Below are 21411 nucleotides of genomic sequence, written 5' to 3' on the forward strand. Positions count from 1 at the left end.
TGATATCGGAGGCCGCTTACCGTGATTCAAACTTACGGGCGCCCGGGCTGCCGCCCGCGGCTGTCACGCCCTACCTCGCCCGCGGCGCTCCCTCCGCGGATCCCGCCGACCGCTTCGCCGCGCTCGTCGAGGGCTGGGAGCCGACCACCGACGTCCCGCCGGGTCTCGCCCTGCTCGCCGGGGAGGCCACGGTCTACGGCTCCGGGTTCGACACCGCCGAGAACGACCGCCTGCTGATCACCGAGCCGAACGGCACCACGGTCTGCCTCGCCGTGCAGCGCCCGGACGCGTCCTTCTTCGCCGGCTGCACCGGCTCGGAGGCGTTCTTCGCCGGGGAGCCCCTCCGGGTCAGCGGCACGACGCTCCGCAGCGGCGCCCCGGTGTACACGCAGATCCTGCTCCGCCCGGACGGGACGATCGAGGGCGGCTACCAGCTGGTGCCGGAGTCGCCGCAGCCCGAGGCGGCGGAGTCCGGATCGGTGGAGTCCGGAACGGCGGAGTCCGGATCGGTGGAGTCCGGGTCACCGGACCCCGCGACCAGCGAGCCGTGAGCCCGCGACCAGCGAGCCGCTAGGCGCGCGTCGCCTCCGCCGCGTCCGCGATCACCTGGGCCGCGGACGCCGTCCGCTCCCACACCGCGCGCTGCCGCTCGGCGCCCGTGCCCCGCGCCAGGACCCGCTCGACGCCGCACGCCGCGACCTCCCCGTCGCCCGACTCCGCCAGCGCCCGACCCGCGTGGTCGAGCAGGCGCGCCAGCACCGCGGAGGCGGGGGCCGGGCAGCCGTCGACCGGATCGATGAGGTCGCCGGTCGTGCCGTGGCGGCTCGCCAGCCAGGAGGAGACGGCGATCACCGGAGTCGGCAGCGGCACGGGCGGGACCCCGGCGCCCGCGTCGCGCACGGCCGTCTCGGCGAGCGCCCGGATCAGGACGGCGATCAGCGCCGAGTCCTCGGCGTGCAGCGGGACGTCGGCGATGCGCACCTCGACGGTCGGGTGCGCACGGGAGAGACGGGCGTCGAAGTAGAGCATGCCCTCGTCCAGCAGCACGCCGCAGGAGGTGAGGGAGGCGACGACGCTCCGGTACTGCTCGACGTCGCCCCAGATGCCGACCGGGCCGGCGGTGGGCCAGCGCCCCCACGACTGGTAGCGCCAGCTGGCGAACCCGGTGTCGACACCGGCGCTCAGCGGGGAGTTGGTGCTCAGGGCGAGGAGGGCGGGCAGCCAGCCGCGCAGCCGGTCGAGGACCGCGATCCCCTCCTCCGGCGACCCGATCCCGACATGGACGTGCAGGCCGCAGGTGAACTGCTCGCGGGCGACGAGGCCGAAGCGCTCGGCCATCCGGTCGTAGCGCTCGTCGGCCGAGAGGTGCGGCTCGAACGCGGCGGGGCTGGTCGCGACCGCGACGGCGCGGGCACCGACCTCGCGGGCGGAGTCGTCGGCCAGGCGGCGGCCCTCGCGCAGTCCGGCCAGCAGCGCGTCGTGCGTGCGGGCGGGAGCGCCGACCGCCTCGATCTGCTCCGCCTTGAGCTCGGCGGCCAGGGCGACCGCCGCGGAGCCGCGGACGGAGCCGAGCAGCAGCGGCGCCGCGGGCGTCGGGAGGAACGTGCCGGCGTCGACGAGGAGGTACTCCTCCTCCACCCCGAAGGTGCGGGCGCTCATCGGAGCGCCTTCCGCCCGAGTCCCCCGCCGCAGCCCACCCGGTCATCCCACCGTGCCGGGCGCCCGCCGGGCAACCGTCCTCGGCCGATGTTCAGCGTCGGGACGCCCGCGACGCCGGTCCGCGGGCGGGCTGTCAAGGCCGGGTGCAGCGGGGCGCGGAGCGGCAGGATCGGAGCACACCCAGAACCGGAGGTCCCCGTGCCCGACAGCACTCCCGAGCAGGCCGAGTACGACGTCGCCGTCATCGGCGCAGGACCCGCGGGGACGGCCGCCGCCCTCCGCGCCGCGGAGCTGGGAGCGCGCGTCGTCGTGCTCGAGGCCGCGCGCGTCGGCGGCACCTGCGTCAACACCGGATGCGTGCCCACCCGCGTCCTGGCGAAGACGGCGCGGATGATGCGCGAGACCCGCTCCGCCGGCGACTACGGGATCGAGATCGGCACTCCCGTCCTCGACTGGGCCGCGACCGTGCGCCACGTGCACGAGCGCGTCGACCTGGTGCGCTCGATCAAGCGCGAGGCGCAGCGGTTCGAGGAGGCGGGGGTCGACCTGATCCACGAGGGCCGCGCCCGCTTCGTCGACGAGAGCACCCTCGTGCTCGACAGCGGGCGGCGGATCCGCGCGCGCTCGATCATGGTCTGCGTCGGCGGGCACTCGCGGCGGCTGCCGATCCCGGGCGCCGAGCTCGCGACCGTGCCGGAGGACGTGCTCGGGCTGACCGAGCTGCCGCGCCGCGTCGCCGTGATCGGCGGCGGCAACACGGGCGCCCAGCTCGTCACCGTCTTCAACGCCTTCGGCTCGGAGGTGACGCTCCTCGACGTCGCCCCGCGGATCCTGATGACCTCCGACTCCAGCATCTCCGAGCACGTCGGCGCCGCCTTCGAGCGCCAGGGCGTCCGCGTCCGCACCGGGATCGAGACGGTGTCGGGCATCGAGCGGCAGGACGACGGCTCGCTCGCGATCGCGTGGCGCGAGGGCGGCGAGGACCGCACGGCCGAGGTCGACGTGGTGATCATGGCCACCGGCTGGCCCGCCGACGTCGAGGACCTCGGACTCGAGAACGCGGGCATCGAGGTCGTCCGCTCGGCGATCCCCGCCGATCAGTACTTCCGCACCGTGGTGCCGCACATCTTCGCGGTCGGCGACGCGAACGGGCGCGACATGCTCGTCCAGGCGGCGCAGTTCGAGGCGGAGGCCGCCGCCGAGAACGCGGTGCTCGGCGCGAACCGGCGCACGCCCCAGTTCCTCCTGCCCGCGGGCGGATTCACGGACCCGGACTACGCGGGCGTCGGCTTCACGCAGGAGCAGGCCCGCGAGCGCGACCCGCAGTGCGTCGTCGCCTCGGTGCCGTTCTCCAATTTGGACCGCGCCGTCATCGACGACCGCGAGAACGGGTTCCTCACGCTGATCGCCGACCGGCGCCGCGAGCTGCTGCTCGGCGCGCACGCGGTCGGCGAGAACGCGATCGAGGTCGTGCAGTCGGTGACCACGGCGATGGCGGCCGGAGTCGACCTCGCGACCCTCGCGAACGTCCGCTTCGCCTACCCCACCTACAGCGCGGTGATCGGGATGGCGGCGCGCGCCCTGCTGGCCGAGCCGGCGCGCCCGACCGAGCTGGACTGACGCGCTACCCGATCCTCGGAGGCGGCGCCAGCCCCGAACCGGCGGCCCGCCGCCTCCGAACCACTGGAGACGGGCACTCCGCCCGCCCCGCCGAGAGGAACCCCTGTGCCGATCCCCGCTGTCGACTACAACCACGTCCGACTCACCGTCCGCGACATCGCCGTCTCGCGCCCCTTCTACGACTCCGTCTTCGGCTTCGACGTCGCCTTCGAGGCGCCGCCGGCCGACGCGTCGCCGGAGGAGAAGGAGCAGCTGGCGTTCGTGTTCGGCGGGGTGATCTACCAGTTCCCGGGCGGACTGCTCGGCCTGCGCCCCGTCGCGCCCGGCGACGACCGCTTCGACGAGGACCGGGTCGGGCTCGACCACGTCAGCTTCACCGTTCCCGACCTCGACGCGCTGAAGGCCGCCGCGGCCGTGCTCGACGACCTCGGCATCGCCCACGAGCCGATCAAGGACGCCGGCGGCATGAGCCTCCTCGAGTTCCGCGACCCCGACAACATCGCGCTCGAGATCACGTCCCCGAGCTGATCGGAGCAGCGCGCGTATCGAGATCTCCACGCACGAACGGGCAGGTCTCGATACGCCGCTTCGGGCTACTCGACCAGCAGAAGTCCCCGACATGCTGATCGAGTAGCGCGCACCGCGCGCGTCTCGAGATCCCCGCGCACGCCCGGAGAAGCGGACTACGGACGCCGCCGTCGGTACGGAGTCGTCGTCGACACCCGGACCAGGCCCGCGCGCTCCAGGATGGGCCGCGAGTACTCGGTCGAGTCGCTGTGCACGAGGGTCTTCCCGAGTGCCTGTGCGGAGGCGGCGCGGGCGGCCGTGACCAGGCCGTAGAGCCCGCGTCCGCGGTACTCCGGCAGCGTCGCTCCGCCCCAGATGCCGGCGAAGGCGGTGCCCGGGACGGGCTCGAGCCGGCCGCCGGACGCCATCCGCCCGTCGACCTCGGCGACCCACAGCTCCATGCCGTCGCCGCGCGCCAGGCGGGCGACGAGCGAATCGGCGATCGACACGTCGACCTCCTCCTCGAAGGCGGCGTCGATCATGGCGCTGAACGCGCGGACGTCCGGCTCGTCGACGACCCGCCGCAGCACGACCCCCTCCGGGACCGGCCGGTCCGAGAGCAGCGCCTCGACCGGGCCGATCATGATCGACTCGGCCTCGTCCGGCGCGAAGCCGTTCGCGACGAGCGCGTCGTGCAGGCCGGGGGCCTCGTCGTGGCCGCGGGTCTTCCACTCGACGCGGGTGATGCCGAAATCGGCGTCGAAGTGCGCGCAGGCCGCGGCGACCAGGCGGGCGATCTCCGCGGAGGAGGCGCCGGCGAGGTCGCGGTAGGTGACGAATCCGCGTCCTCCGGCGAAGGTCACCAGACGCAGAGGCCCCTCGCGCGTCACGGAGACGGCGCTCGGGGTCTCGGCGTCGGAGCGGAGCTGGTCGTCGTAGGCGCGGAGGTAGTCGGAGCTCATCGCCCCGACGCTACCCCCGGACCCGGGCGATCAGGTCCTGGATGAAGGGGATGACGTCCTTCGCCTGGTCGACGCTGGCGAATCCGGTCGCGACGAGCGGCCAGATCGAGCCGATGAGCGTCGCGATCACGGCGGCCACCGCGGCGACCCAGGCGAGGGCCGCGTTGCGGGAGAGGAACGCGACCGCGAGGCAGGCCAGGCCGACCGCGTAGCTGAGGACGATCGAGAGGACGATCGCGCCGACCGGGACGTCGAGCGCCCCGGCCGTGGTGCCGTCGGCCGCGCCGATCAGCCCGAGGACGGGCAGCAGCACGGCGACGACGACCACGAACGAGAGCACGACGCCCGTGCCGAGCGCGATCCAGGCCGCGCGCGGCTTGCGTCGCGCGCCGTACGAGCGGGTGCGCACGGGACTACTCCCGACCGGCGGCGGACGACGCGCGGTCGTCCTCGGAGCGGTGGGCGTCGGCGTCGTCGGACGCGGCGTCGCGATCGGCCGCGGCCTCGTCGCGCTCGACGTGCTCGGACTCCTCCGCCGGAGCGACCTCGACGGTCGCGGTGCGGGGGTCGCCGTCGTCGTCCACCGGCTCGACCTGGACGCGGACCACGAACTCCGCGGTCTCGACGACGGCCGGAGCCGCGTGCGTCTCGACGCGGGGGTCGTCCTCGTCGCGCTCGGCGGCGCGCTCGTCGTCGGCCGTCTTCTGGGCGGCTGCGCGCTCGTCGCGCTCGTCGGCCGCACGGTCCATCGCGTCAGCGGCGTCGTCGGCGGCGTCCGCCAGACGTCCGCGGGCGGAGTCGACGGCACCGGAGACGGCGTCGCGAGCGTTCCCGGCGGCCTCCTTGGCGGAGTCGCGGGCGTCGGACGCGGCGCGCTTGGCGGTGTCGACGAGCGGCTCCTTGTCCTCCTCCGGCTTCTCGATCGGGTCGAACGGGCCGTGGACGTCGGTCGCCTCGACGTTGACGACGACGTGGCCGCCGGCGACCGGCTCCGCCACGCGCTGCACCTGATCGCGCACGGCGTCCAGGACCTCGCGGACGGGGTGGGGGTACTCGACGACGAGGTCGATGTCGACGGTGGTGACGCCGTCGGCCTTCGAGACCGTGACTCCGGGGACGGTGCTGGTGCCCAGCACGCGGCGGGAGGCGCGGTCGAGGCCGCGGGCGACGGCTCCGCCGAGGTGGTGGACGCCGGACACGCGCTGGGCGCTCTCGCCGGCGGCGGTCGCGACCCGGCTCTCGGTCGACTCGGGCTCGGACGGCTTCCCGTCGCGGCGGGCGGACTCGCGCCGGCTCTGCTGGTTCGGGGTCGGCTGCTCATCGGTGCGGATGCGCTCGACGGTGCCGGGCTCCATCGGATCGGACATGGGGTGCTCCTTCAGAAAGACTTCCATCCCGCCTGAGCGGGGCTCTCCGGCCCTCCCGATCGGGAGGGCCGGACGGTGGTGCCGGCGGCTACTGCACGCGGGCGGTGCCGCTCATCTTCGTCCGCAGACCGCTGACGATCTGGATGACGACGGGCGTCTCCTCGCCGAGGAGGGCGTCCCACTGGCGGACGGCCTGGTCGACCGTCTGCCGGGTGCGGGCGGGCGAGGCGCCGCGGCGGGTGTGCGCGGTGACGCGCAGCACCTTCTGGTGCTTGATCTCGAACGCGGTTACGTCGACCGCGACGATGGACGGCTCCTGCGACAGGGCCTCCTCGAGGACCTGCTCGGCGACCTTCGCGTCGATGGTGACGGAGCCGCCCGTGGGCGTCCCCGCTCCCTCTCCCGAGCCGACGCGCAGCAGCGTGGAGGTGCGGCCGCGGCCCTGGCGCACGATGAAGCGCACCAGCAGCAGGATGAGGACGAGCGCGACGACCGCGATGGCCCAGAGGATCCACGGGGTGCCGCCCGAGAGGGCCTGGCTCGTGGGGTCGGCCGCGTCCTGCGCGGCGGTGGACACGTTCTCCTGCACCTGCGGGAGCAGCGACCCCACCGCGACGGCGCCGCCGGCGAGGAGGAGGACGAGGCCCACGACGAACAGGAGCAGCCGGTTGAGGAATCGGTTCGTGGTGGTCATCAGCGGACCGTTCCCTTCTCGGACAGGCGCACCTTGGAGCGCAGGCGCGGGGTGCAGTCGAACGTGGCGAGCTCGGCGTCGACGGCCTCGCGGATCGGCGTGACGTCGATGCTGCGGCCGGAGGTGCGGGAGACCGTCACGTCGACGACGCGGGATCCGACCGACACCGACACGTTGTCGGGGTCGACGTCACCGGCGTAGCCGGCGGTGCGGGCGACGGCCTGCGCGATGACGCGGTCGTCGACGATCGCCGCGGTACGATCGGTGCTGACGGCGCGACGGCCGCGGCGGCCGGGCTTGAGCGACACGACGATCAGGACGAGCCCGATCAGCGCGAGCACGGCGCCGGCGGCGGCGGTCAGCGCGATGGGCGCCGCGGCCGCGTTGAGCAGCGAGGACGCTCCGTCCTGCGGGGCCACGAGCAGCGCGGGCTGGCCGAGGACGGCGAGGACCGCCTCCGTGCCCAGCCACGCGAACAGGAGGATGAGCAGGACGGCGAGGACGATCGCCGATCCGGAGCGGGACGAGTGCGTCTCGCGCCGCACCAGGCGCGGGTAGAGCGCCCGGCCGGCAGTGGTGGGAGTCGTCACGACACCCTCCTTCGTTCTCGGAGGTCGGCACCGGTGATCCGGAGGTCGACCCGGCCGATCGTGGAGCCCGTCAGTTCGAGGCAGCGCGAGCGGATGGTCGTCTGCGCCCGGCTGAGTCGGTCCAGCAGCGTCCCGGAGGAGCGGCGGCCCGTCTCGCCCAGGGGCGTGACGTGGATGGGGGCGTGCGCGACGACGTGGAGGCGTCCTCCCTCGTCGTCGAGCTCGACGGACACATCGGACGAGTTCACGTCCAGCGCCTCCGCGGTGACGGCCGACACGACTCGGCGCACGGCGCGCGAGCTGATCGTCGTGCGGCCGTGGCTGGCCTCGTCGGCCATCACCGCCGCGGTCACGAAGACCGCCGCCCGCGGAGGGTGTCGCCGAGGGAGCGCAGGTCGAGCTTGCCCTCGACGACCCGCCCGACGCCGTAGCCGATCGCCATGGCGAGGGCGACCCAGAGGAGCGCCCAGAAGCCGAAGACGAGAGCGGTCAGCGCGAGGACCGCGCCGAGGACCAGGCCGATGTGGGACGGAGTCACTTGACGCGGCTCTCGGTCTCGTCGTCCTTGTCGTCCGAGGGGATGAAGACGTCGGAGATGGTGACGTTCACCTCGGCGACCTCCATGCCGACGACCGAGGAGATGGCCTCGGAGACGGCGGAGCGGATGCTGTCGGCGAGCTTCTGCAGTGCGACGGGGTACTCGGCGACGACGGTGATGTCGGCGGCGACCTGCTTCTCGCCGACCTCGACGGAGATGCCCTGGCCGCGGTCCTGCGCGTTGATCGCGTTGCGGATGGCGCCGATGGCGCGGGCGGCGCCGTTGCCCAGGTCGTGCACGCCGGGGACCTCGCGGGCCGCGATGCCGGCGACCTTCTCGACGACGCCGTCGGCGATCGTGTTCTTGCCGGCCGAGGTGGCGGTGCCGTGCTTGGCCGAGGAGGCGTTGGCGAGGCTGGTGGGGGTGACGTTGGTCATGATCTTCTCCAGATGGTCAGAGGTCGTGGCCGGGGCCGCGGTGCTCACGATCCGTGGCACATGATGAAGACGTGGCCCGGGGCCCGGACGTCCCGGTGGTTCAGCCAAGGTGCAGGGAACGTCGAGCGGAGATGCGTTTCGCGGCCACCGGCGTCCACAGGCCCCCGCGGCGCACTCGCTGAGCGGCCAGCGGAGTGCACAGCCGCGTCAGGCCGCGGTCGCCGTCCCCGCCGGGAGCCGGCGGTCGCGCCGGCGGGTGAGGGCGCGGCGCCAGGCGGGGCTCCACCGCTCCTCGGCGACCGCGTTGACGCCCCAGGACAGCAGGAGGACGACGACGAAGGCGACGAGTCCTGCTCCGTCGCGGCCGATCAGCGGCCAGAGCGCGCTGACGATCGCGCTGCCCACGACCAGATGGAGGATGTAGAGCGAGTAGCTGATCCGCCCGAGCCAGAGCAGCGGCGCCCATCGCAGCACGGCGGTCCGGCGCCGCATCGCGACGACCGCGACGGCCGCGCAGACGCCGAGGACGACCGCTCCGTCCGGCCCGCCGTGGAGGAGCTGGGCGTTCAGGGCCGCGATCAGAGCCGCCGGCACGGCGAGGAGCTCGAAGCGCCCCTGGCGTCGCGAGAGGAACAGCAGCATCCCGACGCAGAAGAGCGGTCCGTACTCGGCCAGCGTCAGGTTCGCCAGGACCCGGACGGCGACCGGCGCCGAGACGACGTCGACGCCTCCCGAGGCGAGGTGAGCGGCGACGGAGGCGGTCACGGCGACGCCGAGCCAGACGACCACCAGCACGCGGACCAGCCGATCCGTGAACCGGCACTTCGTGAGGACGAGCACGAGCAGCACCAGCAGGTAGAACTGCATCTCGACGGCCAGCGTCCAGAACGCGCCGTTCACGTTGGGCACCAGCAGCAGCCGCTGCACCATCGTGAAGTTGAGCAGCAGCTCCAGCGGCGTGAGGTCGGTGCCGGGGACGCGGGCGAGAGCGCCGACGACGATCGAGACGACCACCGCGATCCAGTAGGACGGGTAGAGGCGGCTGACGCGGGAGATCGCGAAGTCCGACGGCCGCCGCGCGCGGTCCGCGGACATCAGGATCACGAAACCGCTGATGACGAAGAAGAGCTGGACGCCGAACTCGCCGAACGGGAGCGCGAAGGATCCCGGCGGTGCATCCGGATGATCGAGCGAGAACGCGGTGGTGAAGTGGTAGACGACCACGCCGAGGGCGGCGAGGCCGCGCAGACCGTCGAGCTCGACGAAGCGTGACGCCACGGCTCCCCCGCTCCGGAGCCCCCGCCCCTCGCTCGAGTGTTCCAGAGCGCTCCGGCCGCCCGCGCGTCTGCCGTCCGTCGTTCCGCGCCGCGCCCGGCATCAGCCTCGACCCGCATCTCGGCGGCGGAGGCGCGGGGAGGGCGGCGCTCAGCTCTCGGGACGGATGCGGAGCGCGCGGGCGAGGGCATGCCGACCTGACCGAGCGGTTCGTCGCGGATGCGATCGCGTCGGCCTCGCGCATGACCGAGCGCGGACTCCTCCCCGCGGAGGAGCAGCGCGTCAGGCCTCGTGCAGGTGACGGTCGAGCGTCATCCAGTTCTCCCGGCTGAGGCGGGCGGCGCCCTCGGTGTCGCCCGCGCGGAGGGACTCCACGATCGCGCGGTGCTGCTCCACGGATCCGCGGGCCGCGAGGGAGGCGAAGCGTTGGCGCTCGGCACGGCGGATGAGCGGAGTGGCCTGCTCGAGCACGTCCTCGATCATCCCGTTGCCGCTGAGCCCGGTGAGCACCGCGTGGAACGCGTCGTCGGAGCGCAGCGCCAGCTCGACGTCGCCCTCCGCCAGCGCCCGCGCGAAGTCGTCGTTCGCCGACTCCATCGCGGCGAGCGCCTCCGGAGTGACGGCCGGGCCGGCGAGGCGCGTGGCGAGCTCGTGCATGGCGGCGGCGATCTGCTGGGCGTCGCTGATGCTCTCGGCCGTGGCGGGGGTCACGATCGTCGCCCGGCCGGGCTTGGCCGAGACGAGGCCGACGCGGGCCAGCCGGAGCAGCGCCTCCCGGATCGGCGTCCGGCTGACTCCGAGCCAGGCCTCGAGCTCCTGGTCGCGGAGGCGCCCCCCAGTAGGCGCGCGAACCTGATGCGCCCACCGGCGCCGGAGAAGCCTCGCGCTCCTCGATGAGCGAGAGGACATAAGCTCCCACACGTGGCAGCCGGCGCAGTGATGTACAACTTCGCGATACAGCTGGCTGATGTGGACCGCGGTGTCTACGAGGACATCACGTTGCGGGCCGCTCGGCACCCCTCCGAGACCGACGCGTACATGATGACGCGCGTGCTCGCGTACTGCCTCGAATACGTGGAGGGGATCACCTTCAGCGAGGGGATCTCGTCGACAGCGACCGAGCCGGCGGTGCTGGTCCGCGATCTCACCGGCAGGTTGACCACGTGGATCGAGGTGGGCGCGCCGGACGCCGAGCGACTGCACTTCGGGAGCAAGCTGGCCGACCGCACGACGGTCTACACGCATCGCAACCCGGAGAAGGTGATCGCGGCGTGGTCCGGCAAGCGCGTCCACCAGCTCGAGCAGATCACCGTGCAGAGCTTCGACCAGGGGTTCCTGGATGCCGCGGTCGCGGTACTCGAGCGCCGCAACACACTGACCGTGTCGGTCGTCGAGGGGCAGCTGTATCTCGAGTTCAACGGCGTGACGTCGAGCAGCGACATCCACGTGCATCAGCCGGGCTGAGCCGGCGCCGAGTGTCACGAGGTCCGTGTCCTGAAGACCGGTCGGAGGACACGATGGAGCATCCTCCGAAACGGTCCCTCGGGACGCACCCGGAGACGACGAGGGCCCGGCACCGTCCTGAGACGGTCCGGGCCCTCGGGCTCGCAGGGGCTGAGCGTCAGCGGCGCAGCGTGTGGCTCGGCTTCTCGTCGAAGCGCACCTGGTACGCGCTCGCGAAGCGGCCGAGGTTGCCGAAGCCCCACTCGCGGGCGACCGCGGCGACGGTGGTCGAGCAGGGGTCGCCGGCGACCAGGTCGGAGTGGGCGCGGTCCAGCCGCACGTCGCGCAGGTAGACCGACGGCGACACTCCGAGGTGCCGCTTCGTCGCCTGCTGCAGTGTGCGGGTGTGCAGACCGGCCGCGCGGGCGGCGTCGGCCGGGGTGATCGGCTCGTGGGCGTGGTGCTGGAGGAAGTCGAGCGCCACCCGGGTGCGGGAGGCGGACGGGCGCCGCAGCACGGCCGGCACGTCCCACGCGCGCCACGGGAACAGCAGGAGCAGCACGCGGGCGAGGTCGAGCTCGGCGGTGAAGCGCACGAGCGGAGTGATCGCGGCCGTCGCGAGCGCGGCGCTCGCCTCCGTCACCGCGGCGCGCCAGCGGGCGAGGACGCCGGGGTCGGCGTCCGCCCCGTGGTCGAAGGAGACGGGCTGGCGGGGGCCGGCGTGCGTCTCGGTCGCGACGTCCTCGAGGAACCCGGGGGCGAAGTGGATGAGGTTCTGCCGGTGCGGCTCGAACTCGAGCCCGAACTGGCGCTCCGCGGGGAACAGGAACGGGGCCGAGAGCGCGCCGGTCCGGGTGAACGGCGGCAGGTTCAGGCGTCCGCCTCCGGCGCGGAACCAGCCGACGACGTACTCCTTCAGGTGGGGGACCTGGCCGGTGAGGGCGCCGGAGCAGTCGGAGGTGCGCAGGGTCACCCGGTCGCTGCCGCGGACGGCGTAGCGGTAGGAGAAGCCGCGCTGCAACGGAGCGACGCGGAACTCGCCTCCGCCGTACGCCTCGGAGTAGACGGCGGACGCGGCGGACGGATCGTCGCCGGAGGCTTCGTAGCGCCGGTCGGCCCGCTCGTCGCCCGCGAACGGGCTGCCGAGGGTGAAGGTCGACTCGCTCATGACGTCCGCCCGGGGCGGCGGCGGAGGGAGCAGTGCATGGGGGACTTCTTCCGGGTTCGGGGTCCGTGCGCTCGGGGGGACGCACGAGGGGTACGGAATCAAGACGTGTCGAGGAGCCGGAATGTCACGAATCCCGTCTCGAGACGTCCCCCATCGGCGGCACTCGCAATCCGGCCAGCGGATTCGGCGGCCCGTTGTCAAGGCTGGTAGTCATGCCGGACGGCGCCCCACACTGAGGGCATCGGCGCGCGGGGACACCGCGCGCGGGACCGCGGAGGAGGCGCTCATCGACGACGACCCCCTCCTGAACGCGTCCGACGCGACCCTCGCCGCGCGCGCCGTCGACGGCGACGTGCAGGCGTTCGAGCAGCTCGCCCGCCGCCACGGCGCCCTCATGCGCGTCTACGCCGCGAAGCTCCTCGGCTCCGAGGCGGAGTCCGAGGACGTGGTGCAGGAGGCGTTCCTCACCGGCTGGCGGCGTCTGGCCGATCTCGACAGCCCGGCGCACATCCGCAACTGGCTGATGCGCATCGTCACCCACAAGGCGATCGACCGGATCCGCGTCCGCCGCCGCCACGACGACATCGACGACTGGGATCCGCCCGCGCCACCCGAGCACTCCCCCGAGCGCATCGTCGAGGCACGACTCCAGCTGGACGCGGTCTGGGAAGCGCTGGACCGATTGCCTGCTGATCAGCGACGCTGTTGGCTACTCCGCGAGACCGCCGGCTACAGCTACCAGGAGATCGCCGACGCTCTCGAACTCCCCGTCTCGACGGTCCGCGGCCTCCTCGCCCGGGCCCGTCGATTCCTGCTCCACGAATTGGAGGCATGGCGATGACCGACGACGCCGCCGTGCCCGAGGACGACCTCGACGGCCACACGCTCGAGGAGCTGGGCGAGTACCTCGACCGCGGCCGCGAGCCGCGCGACCCCTCGATCGAGAACTCCGCCGCGTGCCGGCTCGCACTCGCGAACCTCACCCGCCTCACCGAGCTCTCCGCGCGGGCGCTGCGGCAGGAGGCCGACCGCGAGCCCGACCGCGACGAGGTCTGGATCGCCGGCCTGCTCGACGCGATCCGCTCCGAGGTGCGCTCCGGCCGCGACATCCCCGTCCGCGACCCCGACCCGACCCTCCGCCTGGCGCTCACCGAGGCGGCCGTGCGCGGGATGATCCGCCGCGCCGGCGACACGATGGGCGGCGTCATCATGGGCCGCTGCACCCTCGACGGCGACGTCTCGGCTCCCGGCGCCGTGGTTCGAATCGACGTGACCTGCGCCCTCGAGTTCGGCCTGCCGGTCGCCGTGGCCGCCGACCGCCTGCGCGAGCGCATCCGCTACGCCCTCGAGCGCCACACCGAGCTGACCGTCGGCGCGATCGACGTGACCGTCGACGACGTGTACCCCCACCGGGAGGAGCGGGAATGACCGACGACACCGAGCTCTCGCAGCGGCTGACCGCCGAGATCCGCGACATCGAGGGCGTCGCGGGGGTCTACCCCGCCCAGCCGATCGTCGAGGCCGCGGCCGACGCGCTCGCCGTGAAACTGGACCTGCGTCAGCCCGACGTGCTGGTCGACATCGACCGGTCGGAGGGGTTCACCACGGTGAGCGCGCACATCGCCGCGTCCGCCGCGCTGCCGGCCCCCGAGACGCTCCGCCTGGTGGGCGAGCGGATGCACGCGCTGCTCGCCGCCGACCCGTTGGTCTCGGGGCCGCTCGCCGTGAACGTGAAGGTGCGCCTCATCGAGGATTCGGGGCGCGCCGAGCACTGAGCGGGGCCGCCGCCGCCCCCCTCCCGCGAGAGGCCACCCGAGTACCTCGCGCGGCGTGCCGCGTACCGAGGTGGCGTCTCGCGGAAGGGATCAGGGGCAGCCCGTCCGGGTCAGCAGGAGACGAGGCGGTCGAAGCGGGACGCGACTCCCGAGCTGTCGCTGAACTTGCGGTTGATGACGCTCATCGTGTTGCAGCCGCTGTCCGGGCCGTTCTTCCAGATGACCTTGACGTTGCTCGCCTGGTCGCAGTGCCACCACACCGTGACCTGCGCGCGACCCAGGGAGTCGCGCTGCGAGCGGACCTCGTAGCAGTTGCCCGGGCCGCCGTTCCGGTAGACGAGCTGCCCGGCGGAGGCGGGGGTCGCGACGGCGACGGCCCCTCCGAGGGCGAGGGCGATCGCGGCGAGCGTGGCCGTGAAACGACGGTGCATGGTGTTCTCCTTCGAACGGGCGATCGGAGGCGACGGCGGCCGCCCCTCTGCCAGCACCCTGGACCCGGCCCGGCCGAGCCCGGTCGTGAGCTTTCGTGCCGGAGATCACCCCGCCTGGAGGGTGGGGGGAGAGCGAGTACTCCTCACTAGCGTCGAGGCGCGTGCAGCTGCGCGCCCCTTCGACGCAGAGGACTCGCCATGCCTTCACGACTCCTCGACCGGCCGCGACTCGCCCTCGCCCTCGCAGCCCTGTGCCTCGGAGTGCTGGCGGCGACACCCCCGCAGGCGGTCGCCGCCCTCGCACCGGCGTCCACGACTCCGACCGCCTCGTCCGCCGGCCAGGCCGTCACGGCGGCACCCGCCGACGCCCCGGGCTGGACCACGCTCCTGCGCGACGACTTCACCGGGCCGGCGGGCGCGCCGGTCGGGAGCCAGTGGGAGCACGAGGTCGGCACCTGGGGCACCGGGGCGGTCGACCGGACGACCGCGTCGACGGCGAACGTCTTCCTCACGGGCGGCGGCGCTCTGGGAATCCGCGCCCTCCGCGACTCCGCCGGAGCATGGACCTCCGGGCGGATCGTCACCGCCGACAAGTCGTTCTCGGCGCCGGCGGGCGGCCGACTGCTGATGACCGCCTCGATCCAGCTGCCGGACGTCGCGCAGGCCACCGGCTACTGGCCCGCCTTCTGGGCTCTCGGGCGGGACGCGAACGCCGTCATCGACTGGCCCGCGACCGGCGAGTTCGACATGCTCGAGGCCGTCAACGGCACCGCCCAGGTGATCCAGACGCTGCACTGCGGAGCGCCGGACGGCGGCCCCTGCGACGAGCCCGCCGGCCGGACGAGCGGGATGCTGGACTGCGCGTCCTGCGTGACGGGGTTCCACCGCTACTCCGCCCTGCTCGACCGGACCGTGCCCGGCGACGAGCGCGTGGAGTTCCTCGTCGACGGCGTCACCCGGCACGTGGTGCGGGAGTCGGAGGTGGGGACGGCCGCGTGGCAGGCCGCGGTCCCGAACGACGTGCTGCTGATCCTGAACCTCGCCATCGGGGGCGGGCTGCCGAACGGCGTGTGCGGGTGCGACAGTGCAGCCGCTCCGAAGAGCTCCGGCGGGACGATGCTCGTCGACCACGTCGCGGTCTACCGGTCCGACGCGGCGCCGGCTCCGGTCGTCGTCGGGACCGCCGCGGTGGGCGCGACACTGTCCTCCTCCGCCGGCCGGACGGGACCGCTCGTGCATCGCTGGGCGGCGGGAGGCGTCGACATCGCGGGAGTGACGGGTCCGGATCTCGTGGTCCCCTCCTCCGCGGTCGGCAAGCGGGTGACCGTGACGGTGAGCGCCGCCGACGGCTCCGGCCCGACGACCTCGCAGCCGACCGCACCGGTCGCCGCCGGCACCCTCGGCGCCGCGAGGCCGACCGTCACGGGCACGGCCCGGGTCGGAGCGGTGCTCACGGCAGCCCCGGGTCCGTGGACGCCGACCCCCGTCAACCTCACCTACCGGTGGAAGGCGGACGGCGCGGCCATCGCGGGAGCGACGTCGCCGCGGTTCACGCTCACGAAGGCTCAGGCGGGGAAGCGGATCACGCTGACCGTCACCGGGACGAAGACCGGCTACTCCACCGCGAGCCGGACCTCCGCGGCGACGGCGGTCGTGGGACGGTGACGGGCGCGGGCTGTCCCCCGCCCGCCACCGTGTCTCAGACCTCGCGCTTGCGGCGAGGAGCGATGCGCAGGACGGCGGTCCCCGCAGCGATGAGGGCGAAGGCCGCGAGTGCCAGCCAGACCGAGTCGAACCCGGTCATGGCGAGCGTTCCGGCACCGACTCCGGCTCCGGCGGCTGTTCCGATGTGGTTGTACATGTCTCTCTCTCTGTTTCACCAGTCGCGCCGACGGCGTGTCAGCGCATCCAGGTAGGCCTTGGTGTGGACGACCTGCAGGAACAGGTCGACGACGAGCTCGTACATCGACGCGGCGGCGAGCATGTACCGCCAGCCGCGGTCGCGGACCGTCACGATCCGCTCGACGACGAAGATCGCGGTGACGGCCAGCCAGAACGGCTGGAGGCTCAGCTCGCCCCAGCCGACGGCGTAGACGATCGTGGCCAGGTAGACGTAGGTGATGATGCAGCCGAGCATCGTGAGCAGCTGGCGCCCCCAGTAGGGAGCCGTGACCCGCGTGAAGCCGTACTGCACGCAGTTCTCGACCGCTCCGCGCTTCCAGCGCAGGCGCTGACGCCAGAGGTCTCCCCAGGTCGGCATGACCTCGGTGACGAGGGTGCAGCCGGCAGGGCTCAGCACGTCGTAGCCGAGGTGGCGGATCGCGAACGTGAGCTCGTTGTCCTCGGTGAGGACGGTGGTGTCGTAGATGCCGCCGATGCCGTCTCCGGAGGGGAGGGAGCCGGCCAGGCGGGCCGCGCTGATGCGGCGCATCACGGCGACCTGGAGCACGGCCGCGGTGCCCGTGACGACGAGGCACTTCCCGTTCAGCCGGCGCACGTCGCGGGCGTAGCGCGCGTACTCGTTGCGCTGGAGGTGGCCGACGAAGCCGCCGCCCTCGCCGCCGCGGAACACTCCTCCGACCGCGCCGATGCCGCCGTGCAGCCTGCCGCGGGCGATCTCGAGGAACCCGGAGTCGAGCGCGGAGTCGGCGTCCTGCACGAGCACCAGGTCGTCGTCCTGCAGCCCCGGGAGGACCTCGGCGAGGAACTGGTTGAGGCCTCCCGCCTTCTTGTGACTGTTCCCGACGGTGACGAACACCTCGGCGCCGTGCGCGAGAGCGATCTCGACCGTGGCGTCGGTGCAGTTGTCGGCGATGACGACGATCCGGTCCGGCGGCCAGGTCTGCCGGCGCAGGCCCTCGATCGCCGCGGCGATCCCGGCCTCCTCGTTGTGGGCGGGGAGGGCGGCGACCAGGTCGCCGATGCGCGACGAGGCGCGGCGGCCGCTGCGGGGGCGCGTGCCGCGGATCGGAGTGGATGCCGGAGGGAGCCGGTCGGCGTCGACGGCGGGGAGCCCGGTGCGCTCGAGGACCGCAGTGGGGGCCGGCGGACGCTCGAGCAGCGCGGTCGGGGCGGCCGAGCGCTCCAGGAGCGCGGTCGGGGCGGACGGACGCTCGACCACGGCGGTCGGCGCGGCCGGACCCTCGACCATCGCGGCCCGACGCTCCAGGACAGCGGTCGCGGCGGCCGGTCGCTCGACCACTGCGGGCGGGGCGGCCGGACGCTCCAGCACCGCGGTCGGGGCGGCGGGGACCGTCACCGCTCCGGCAGGCGTCGCGGACGCGAGGCGGCGCGGAGCGGAGACCCGCTCGCGCCCGGAGCGGGCGGCACGGCGTCCCGAGAGCGGGCGCGAGGCCGTCTCGTCGTGCGCCTCCCAGGTCGCCCGGCGACGGGGAGCCGTCGGCTCGTCCGCGCCGTGGCCGGGCTGTGTGCTCATGACTGTTCCTCTCCGCGGCCGGGGGCCGATGTGCGCTGATGAGCGCCCGCGCGGAACGGAGGTCGTCGCCGGGGTGGGCGCGACCCGAGTGAGGATCGGCGTCCGACGGGGGGATCGGAGCAGGGCCTGACAGAGGACAGCATCGGGGGTGCTGCGATCAACCTAGGGGCACGGAGATGATGGAAGCAAGTGAATTTTGTCACCCTAAAGGGGCCACGCAAGGTCCTTGCGGCTTCTTCGTCTTCGTCGTATTCGGTCAGTCGGCTCGCCGAGCCTCCTCCACACCCGGCGCACCCCTCTCCGCTCGGCCCCGCGGCGGGCCGTTCGGGGGTCGGCGGCGCTCTTGTGCGCCGAGCCGCCGGGGTCCACCATCGAGCGACGGCCCCCGCCCGGGGCGGCCGCACCCGACGGGTCAGGGGCGCCATGCGGTCGCGAGGTCTGCTCTTCTGCCTGATCCCGCCGATCCTCTGGGGCGGCATGCTGCCGGTCGCGGACAGCATCGCGGCGACGGTCGACTCCTTCTTCATGACTCTCATCCGCTACACCGCCGCCGCGGTCGTCCTCGCCCTGCTGCTCGCCCGGGCGGAGGGGCTCCGCGCCTTCCGGCTCGACGGCCGCGGGTGGCGGCTGGCGCTGCTCGGCGCCTCCGGATTCGCCGGCTTCGGACTGCTCGCCTTCACGGCTCTGCGGTTCACCTCGGCCCCGAACGTCAGCCTGATGATGGGGATGATGCCCGCGATCGGCGCGGTGCTCGCGAGCATCGGCGCGCGTCGCCTGCCGCCGGCCGCCACCGTCGGCTGCATCCTGCTCGCGCTCGCCGGAGTCGCGCTCGTCGTCACCCGCGGCGACGTCGCCCTCCTCCTCGACGGCGAGCTGGGGTTCGGCGAGCTGCTCGCCCTGCTCGGCGCGATCTGCTGGGTCGTCTACACGCGCGGAGCCGCGGCGTTCCCCGGCTGGTCGGCGCTGCGGTACTCGACGCTCACCACCGCGCTCGGCTGCCCCTCGATCGCCGTCGCGGTCGCCGTGGCGACGGCCACCGGCTCCGCGCACCCGCCGACCGGGGCCGAGGTGCTCGCGGCATGGCCGCAGCTGGCCTACCTGATCCTCCTGGCCGGCGTCGTCGCCGTGCTGCTGTGGAACGCCGGCATCAAGCTGCTCGGCGCCCTCAACGGCACGCTCTTCCAGAACCTCGTCCCGGTCACGACCTTCGCGATCAGCATGGCGGGCGGCTACCGGCCGGGGCCCGTCGCCCTGCTCGGCGCGGCCGTCGTCGTGACGGCGCTGCTGCTCAACAACTGGGCGACGCGGCGCGCGGCCGCGGTCGCCGCGCGTCCCGCGGCGGTGCCGGCTCCGGTGCGCTGAGCGCACCGCGGGAGCCTCCCGCTCGGGGCGGTCACTGGTCGGAGTTGCCGGCCCAGCGGACGGAGCCCTGCGCCTCCTCCTTGCTGATCGGGGACACTGTGCGGCAGTGCGAGCACTCGAGCAGGTAGCGGGTCGAGACGGTCAGGACGGGGACGAAGAAGAGCGAGAGGCGCGTCCGGCGGCGGAGGATCCGCTGCTCGTCGCGCTGCCCGCAGACGCGGCAGACGAAGACGAGCGTCCGGAGGAGGTCCTCGACGGCTCGGGTCCCGAAGATGAGGAGCATGCGTCCGAGCGTAGGGAGCAGGGCGCGCTCGGCGGAGGGGGTTGCCGGGGCGCCGTCGCCGCGTAGCGCCGGGCGCAGACGACCACGGCGAGCGCCGTCTCGAGCAGGTCGCCTCCGTAGAACAGCAGGAGCGCCGCCTGGCGTCCGGTCTCGTCCGGCGCCTCCGCGTAGAGCACGGTCGCGAGCAGCCCGTGCGCGGCGATGCCCGCTCCGAGCACCCCCAGGCGCAGGCCGAACGGGGCGCGGTGCGGGTTCGGATCGACTCCGGCGAGCGCCGCCGTCATCAGGCAGCCGCTGAGGAGGAAGTGCACGCTGAGCGCGAGGTGCAGCAGCGGATCGGCGTGCGCGGCGGCGAGCAGTCCGGTCGCGTGCACGAGCCAGAGGGAGCCCGTCGAGAGCAGGAGCGCCGTCACGGGGTGGGCGAGGAGACGGGCCGGGCGGCTCCGGAGCAGCCGCGAGAGCCGCCGGGCAGCCGTGACGTCGAGCGCGCGCAGGGCCAGGGTGACGGGGGCCGAGAGCACCAGGAGGAGCGGCGCGAGCATCCCGAGGACCAGGTGCGTCAGCATCGCCCCGCGCGGATCCGCGTGCGACCACTCCGCGAGCGGACCCGTGAAGCAGAGCGCCGCGGTCGCGAGCCCGCCGAGGAGCAGGGAGGTCCGGTGCAGCGGCCACGGCCGTCCGCGCCGCCGCTCGAGGGCCGCGGCGCCCCCTCCGAGCGCCGCCGCCGCGGCCAGCGGGGCCAGGAGCAGCAGGCCCGGGTCGAGCAGGGTGTGGTCGGCGTGCGGGGTCACGCCGTCGCGCGCCGTCGCCGCGGCAGGAGGAGCAGGCCCGCCGCCAGCAGCACCGCTCCGGAGGCGATCCAGACGGAGTCGTAGAGCAGCAGGTCGACGTCGTAGCGCACCTGGTGCACCCGGAGCAGCTTGTGGTCGACGACTCCGTCCCACAGCTGGAACAGCCCCGCCCCCGTGAGCCCCGCGGCCCACGCCGTGCGCGGACGCAGAGCGGATCGGCGCCGGGCGTCGGCGAGCAGGAAGCCGCCGCCGACGAGTGCGAGGATCTCGGCCGCGTGCAGCAGCCCGTCCGAGAGCAGGCCGATCGCCGGAGTGGAGCGGTCGTAGAAGTGGTGCCAGGCGAGGATCTGGTGGAAGACGATCTCGTCGACGGCCACCATGAGGCCGACTCCGATCAGGAAGGCGCCCTGGAACGCCCGGTCGCCGCGGAGTCCCCCACGCCGCATCCGGTCCCCTCCCGATCGAGTGCCGGGGCCCCGGGATCCCGAGACCCCCGCGCCTCCTCCCGAGGCCCCGCCTTCAGGGAAGCGGACGCGCGGATCGCGGCCTAGAGGGTTGACTCCTCGCGCCCGCGCCGGTCGTGCTCCCCCTTTGCTACGGGCTGGGCGGACGAGGCGCAACCCCGCGCGAGGGGCGCTCCCGTTCGGGAGAGTGGAGGCATGCAGCAGCTGACCTACGCCTCCAAGAGCTTCGTGACGACCGACGCCGTGACCGAGGCCCTCCTCGACCTGGTGACCGCGATCGACCGCCAGGAGCACTCCGAAGCGGTCACGGTCCCGGCGTTCACCGAGGACGGCGAGCTCATCGAGGCGAAGATGACCCTCGACGCGAGCAGCGAGCTGGTCGCCGTCCCCGTCGAGGTCTCCATCAAGGACGAGGAGTCGACCACCGGCGCCGTCGAGGCCGCCGTCGAGGACATCCGCTCCCGCATCAAGAGCAACCGCGCCACGATCGCGCGCCCCGTGATCGACGAGGACCCGGAGCCCTACAACTACGAGGAGTTCTGAGCAGCGCCTGCGGGCCTTCACGCCTCCGCGCTGAGGTGCCTGGATCTGCTCGCGACACGCCGGAAC

At 73.6% G+C, this 21411-nt stretch carries 28 protein-coding genes and 1 pseudogene; 10 read left to right on the plus strand and 19 right to left on the minus strand.

Features of this window, described 5'->3' with window-relative positions:
• On the plus strand, window positions 1–551 hold a 551-nt coding region (locus C5C50_RS16975; protein ID WP_181133914.1), incomplete at its 5' end, for a hypothetical protein.
• 19 nt (window positions 552–570) lie between these two features.
• On the opposite strand, the gene C5C50_RS09810 is transcribed toward C5C50_RS16975, so the two are convergent.
• Window positions 571–1659 (minus strand): glutamate--cysteine ligase, encoded by a 1089-nt coding sequence (locus C5C50_RS09810; RefSeq protein ID WP_104273355.1) that lies wholly within the window; start codon window positions 1657–1659, stop codon window positions 571–573.
• A gap of 198 nt (window positions 1660–1857) precedes the next feature.
• On the opposite strand from C5C50_RS09810, the gene C5C50_RS09815 reads away from it, so the two are divergent.
• On the plus strand, window positions 1858–3279 hold the full coding sequence (locus C5C50_RS09815; protein WP_258063244.1) for an NAD(P)/FAD-dependent oxidoreductase: 1422 nt from the start codon (window positions 1858–1860) through the stop codon (window positions 3277–3279).
• A 105-nt stretch (window positions 3280–3384) separates the two neighbouring features.
• Window positions 3385–3807, plus strand: a complete 423-nt coding sequence (locus C5C50_RS09820) for a VOC family protein (protein WP_104223996.1) — start codon at window positions 3385–3387, stop codon at window positions 3805–3807.
• A 155-nt stretch (window positions 3808–3962) separates the two neighbouring features.
• On the opposite strand, the gene C5C50_RS09825 is transcribed toward C5C50_RS09820, so the two are convergent.
• The 11 genes and pseudogenes from C5C50_RS09825 to C5C50_RS17475 all read right to left on the minus strand — a co-directional run.
• The gene (locus C5C50_RS09825; protein ID WP_104273356.1) at window positions 3963–4748 is read right to left on the minus strand and encodes a GNAT family N-acetyltransferase; all 786 of its coding nucleotides are present in this window, start codon (window positions 4746–4748) and stop codon (window positions 3963–3965) included.
• A 10-nt stretch (window positions 4749–4758) separates the two neighbouring features.
• Window positions 4759–5157 carry a hypothetical protein gene (locus C5C50_RS09830; RefSeq protein ID WP_104223994.1) on the minus strand — a complete coding sequence of 133 codons (399 nt, stop codon included), beginning with the start codon at window positions 5155–5157 and terminating at the stop codon, window positions 4759–4761.
• Between the two features lie 4 nt (window positions 5158–5161).
• A complete protein-coding gene (locus C5C50_RS09835) occupies window positions 5162–6115 on the minus strand; it encodes an Asp23/Gls24 family envelope stress response protein (RefSeq protein ID WP_181133915.1) in 954 nt (317 codons plus the stop codon).
• A gap of 88 nt (window positions 6116–6203) precedes the next feature.
• Window positions 6204–6809, minus strand: coding sequence for a hypothetical protein (locus tag C5C50_RS09840; RefSeq protein WP_104250494.1), 606 nt, complete (start codon window positions 6807–6809; stop codon window positions 6204–6206).
• Complete coding sequence (locus C5C50_RS09845; RefSeq protein WP_104225847.1) at window positions 6809–7399, minus strand: DUF6286 domain-containing protein; 591 nt, start codon at window positions 7397–7399, stop codon at window positions 6809–6811. Before C5C50_RS09845 ends, C5C50_RS09840 begins: the two co-directional genes overlap by 1 nt.
• Complete coding sequence (locus tag C5C50_RS09850; RefSeq protein ID WP_244230558.1) at window positions 7396–7752, minus strand: hypothetical protein; 357 nt, start codon at window positions 7750–7752, stop codon at window positions 7396–7398. Before C5C50_RS09850 ends, C5C50_RS09845 begins: the two co-directional genes overlap by 4 nt.
• On the minus strand, window positions 7749–7937 hold the full coding sequence (locus C5C50_RS09855) for a DUF2273 domain-containing protein (protein ID WP_104223990.1): 189 nt from the start codon (window positions 7935–7937) through the stop codon (window positions 7749–7751). The genes C5C50_RS09850 and C5C50_RS09855 overlap by 4 nt, the downstream gene beginning before the upstream one ends.
• Complete coding sequence (locus C5C50_RS09860; RefSeq protein WP_104223989.1) at window positions 7934–8374, minus strand: Asp23/Gls24 family envelope stress response protein; 441 nt, start codon at window positions 8372–8374, stop codon at window positions 7934–7936. Before C5C50_RS09860 ends, C5C50_RS09855 begins: the two co-directional genes overlap by 4 nt.
• A 207-nt stretch (window positions 8375–8581) precedes the next feature.
• A complete protein-coding gene (locus tag C5C50_RS09865) occupies window positions 8582–9652 on the minus strand; it encodes an acyltransferase (RefSeq protein WP_181133916.1) in 1071 nt (356 codons plus the stop codon).
• A gap of 279 nt (window positions 9653–9931) precedes the next feature.
• On the minus strand, window positions 9932–10360 hold the full coding sequence (locus C5C50_RS09870) for a GntR family transcriptional regulator (RefSeq protein ID WP_258067725.1): 429 nt from the start codon (window positions 10358–10360) through the stop codon (window positions 9932–9934).
• A 9-nt stretch (window positions 10361–10369) separates the two neighbouring features.
• Window positions 10370–10558 (minus strand): annotated as a pseudogene (locus C5C50_RS17475) (GntR family transcriptional regulator); the annotation flags it as partial.
• Window positions 10559–10570: 12 nt separating this feature from the next.
• On the opposite strand from C5C50_RS17475, the gene C5C50_RS09875 reads away from it, so the two are divergent.
• Entirely contained in the window at window positions 10571–11113 is a 543-nt protein-coding gene (locus C5C50_RS09875) for a YaeQ family protein (RefSeq protein WP_104250497.1), read from the plus strand.
• A gap of 157 nt (window positions 11114–11270) precedes the next feature.
• Here the strand turns inward: C5C50_RS09875 and C5C50_RS09880 are convergent, their stop codons facing one another.
• The gene (locus tag C5C50_RS09880; RefSeq protein WP_104255209.1) at window positions 11271–12260 is read right to left on the minus strand and encodes a helix-turn-helix transcriptional regulator; all 990 of its coding nucleotides are present in this window, start codon (window positions 12258–12260) and stop codon (window positions 11271–11273) included.
• Between the two features lie 352 nt (window positions 12261–12612).
• On the opposite strand from C5C50_RS09880, the gene C5C50_RS09885 reads away from it, so the two are divergent.
• From C5C50_RS09885 to C5C50_RS09895, 3 genes are read left to right on the plus strand one after another with little or no spacing between them, the layout of a single operon-like run.
• On the plus strand, window positions 12613–13101 hold the full coding sequence (locus tag C5C50_RS09885; RefSeq protein ID WP_244248147.1) for an RNA polymerase sigma factor: 489 nt from the start codon (window positions 12613–12615) through the stop codon (window positions 13099–13101).
• Complete coding sequence (locus C5C50_RS09890) at window positions 13098–13688, plus strand: Asp23/Gls24 family envelope stress response protein (RefSeq protein ID WP_146085881.1); 591 nt, start codon at window positions 13098–13100, stop codon at window positions 13686–13688. The genes C5C50_RS09885 and C5C50_RS09890 overlap by 4 nt, the downstream gene beginning before the upstream one ends.
• Entirely contained in the window at window positions 13685–14035 is a 351-nt protein-coding gene (locus C5C50_RS09895; RefSeq protein WP_104273361.1) for a hypothetical protein, read from the plus strand. The genes C5C50_RS09890 and C5C50_RS09895 overlap by 4 nt, the downstream gene beginning before the upstream one ends.
• Before the next feature lie 110 nt (window positions 14036–14145).
• Here the strand turns inward: C5C50_RS09895 and C5C50_RS09900 are convergent, their stop codons facing one another.
• Window positions 14146–14466, minus strand: a complete 321-nt coding sequence (locus C5C50_RS09900; RefSeq protein ID WP_104273362.1) for a hypothetical protein — start codon at window positions 14464–14466, stop codon at window positions 14146–14148.
• Between the two features lie 198 nt (window positions 14467–14664).
• Between C5C50_RS09900 and C5C50_RS09905 the strand changes: the two genes are divergently transcribed.
• Window positions 14665–16131, plus strand: coding sequence for a family 16 glycosylhydrolase (locus C5C50_RS09905; RefSeq protein WP_104273363.1), 1467 nt, complete (start codon window positions 14665–14667; stop codon window positions 16129–16131).
• A gap of 34 nt (window positions 16132–16165) precedes the next feature.
• Here the strand turns inward: C5C50_RS09905 and C5C50_RS16980 are convergent, their stop codons facing one another.
• Window positions 16166–16327: a hypothetical protein gene (locus C5C50_RS16980; protein ID WP_167305255.1), complete on the minus strand. Its 162-nt coding sequence runs from the start codon at window positions 16325–16327 to the stop codon at window positions 16166–16168.
• 15 nt (window positions 16328–16342) lie between these two features.
• Window positions 16343–17902, minus strand: coding sequence for a glycosyltransferase family 2 protein (locus C5C50_RS09910; protein ID WP_258067726.1), 1560 nt, complete (start codon window positions 17900–17902; stop codon window positions 16343–16345).
• A 423-nt stretch (window positions 17903–18325) separates the two neighbouring features.
• Here C5C50_RS09910 and C5C50_RS09915 point away from each other — a divergent pair, with 423 nt between their 5' ends.
• The gene (locus C5C50_RS09915) at window positions 18326–19264 is read left to right on the plus strand and encodes a DMT family transporter (protein WP_104273364.1); all 939 of its coding nucleotides are present in this window, start codon (window positions 18326–18328) and stop codon (window positions 19262–19264) included.
• A 31-nt stretch (window positions 19265–19295) separates the two neighbouring features.
• Here C5C50_RS09915 and C5C50_RS17480 read toward each other — a convergent pair whose 3' ends face one another.
• The 3 genes from C5C50_RS17480 to C5C50_RS09930 are packed head-to-tail and all read right to left on the minus strand — an operon-like array spanning window position 19296 to window position 20784.
• Entirely contained in the window at window positions 19296–19454 is a 159-nt protein-coding gene (locus tag C5C50_RS17480; RefSeq protein ID WP_374953052.1) for a hypothetical protein, read from the minus strand.
• Entirely contained in the window at window positions 19406–20338 is a 933-nt protein-coding gene (locus C5C50_RS09925) for a cytochrome c oxidase assembly protein (RefSeq protein ID WP_181133917.1), read from the minus strand. The genes C5C50_RS17480 and C5C50_RS09925 overlap by 49 nt, the downstream gene beginning before the upstream one ends.
• Window positions 20335–20784, minus strand: a complete 450-nt coding sequence (locus C5C50_RS09930) for a DUF2243 domain-containing protein (protein WP_104273366.1) — start codon at window positions 20782–20784, stop codon at window positions 20335–20337. The genes C5C50_RS09925 and C5C50_RS09930 overlap by 4 nt, the downstream gene beginning before the upstream one ends.
• Window positions 20785–20997: 213 nt before the next feature.
• On the opposite strand from C5C50_RS09930, the gene C5C50_RS09935 reads away from it, so the two are divergent.
• Window positions 20998–21345, plus strand: coding sequence for a hypothetical protein (locus C5C50_RS09935; RefSeq protein WP_104223965.1), 348 nt, complete (start codon window positions 20998–21000; stop codon window positions 21343–21345).
• Window positions 21346–21411: the final 66 nt, after the last annotated feature.

This window comes from Rathayibacter sp. AY1D9 (assembly GCF_002932395.1).
Classification (GTDB): domain Bacteria; phylum Actinomycetota; class Actinomycetes; order Actinomycetales; family Microbacteriaceae; genus Rathayibacter.

Bases quoted from the DNA above. Each gene is read 5' to 3' on its own strand.
- C5C50_RS09880 (WP_104255209.1), bottom strand. From the start codon at position 12,260: ATGAGCGAGTCGACCTTCACCCTCGGCAGCCCGTTCGCGGGCGACGAG.
- C5C50_RS09840 (WP_104250494.1), bottom strand. From the start codon at position 6,809: ATGACCACCACGAACCGATTCCTCAACCGGCTGCTCCTGTTCGTCGTG.
- C5C50_RS09895 (WP_104273361.1), top strand. From the start codon at position 13,685: ATGACCGACGACACCGAGCTCTCGCAGCGGCTGACCGCCGAGATCCGC.
- C5C50_RS09825 (WP_104273356.1), bottom strand. From the start codon at position 4,748: ATGAGCTCCGACTACCTCCGCGCCTACGACGACCAGCTCCGCTCCGAC.
- C5C50_RS09890 (WP_146085881.1), top strand. From the start codon at position 13,098: ATGACCGACGACGCCGCCGTGCCCGAGGACGACCTCGACGGCCACACG.
- C5C50_RS09810 (WP_104273355.1), bottom strand. From the start codon at position 1,659: ATGAGCGCCCGCACCTTCGGGGTGGAGGAGGAGTACCTCCTCGTCGAC.
- C5C50_RS16980 (WP_167305255.1), bottom strand. From the start codon at position 16,327: ATGTACAACCACATCGGAACAGCCGCCGGAGCCGGAGTCGGTGCCGGA.
- C5C50_RS09835 (WP_181133915.1), bottom strand. From the start codon at position 6,115: ATGTCCGATCCGATGGAGCCCGGCACCGTCGAGCGCATCCGCACCGAT.
- C5C50_RS09860 (WP_104223989.1), bottom strand. From the start codon at position 8,374: ATGACCAACGTCACCCCCACCAGCCTCGCCAACGCCTCCTCGGCCAAG.
- C5C50_RS09910 (WP_258067726.1), bottom strand. From the start codon at position 17,902: ATGAGCACACAGCCCGGCCACGGCGCGGACGAGCCGACGGCTCCCCGT.
- C5C50_RS09915 (WP_104273364.1), top strand. From the start codon at position 18,326: ATGCGGTCGCGAGGTCTGCTCTTCTGCCTGATCCCGCCGATCCTCTGG.
- C5C50_RS09935 (WP_104223965.1), top strand. From the start codon at position 20,998: ATGCAGCAGCTGACCTACGCCTCCAAGAGCTTCGTGACGACCGACGCC.
- C5C50_RS09905 (WP_104273363.1), top strand. From the start codon at position 14,665: ATGCCTTCACGACTCCTCGACCGGCCGCGACTCGCCCTCGCCCTCGCA.
- C5C50_RS09900 (WP_104273362.1), bottom strand. From the start codon at position 14,466: ATGCACCGTCGTTTCACGGCCACGCTCGCCGCGATCGCCCTCGCCCTC.
- C5C50_RS09930 (WP_104273366.1), bottom strand. From the start codon at position 20,784: ATGCGGCGTGGGGGACTCCGCGGCGACCGGGCGTTCCAGGGCGCCTTC.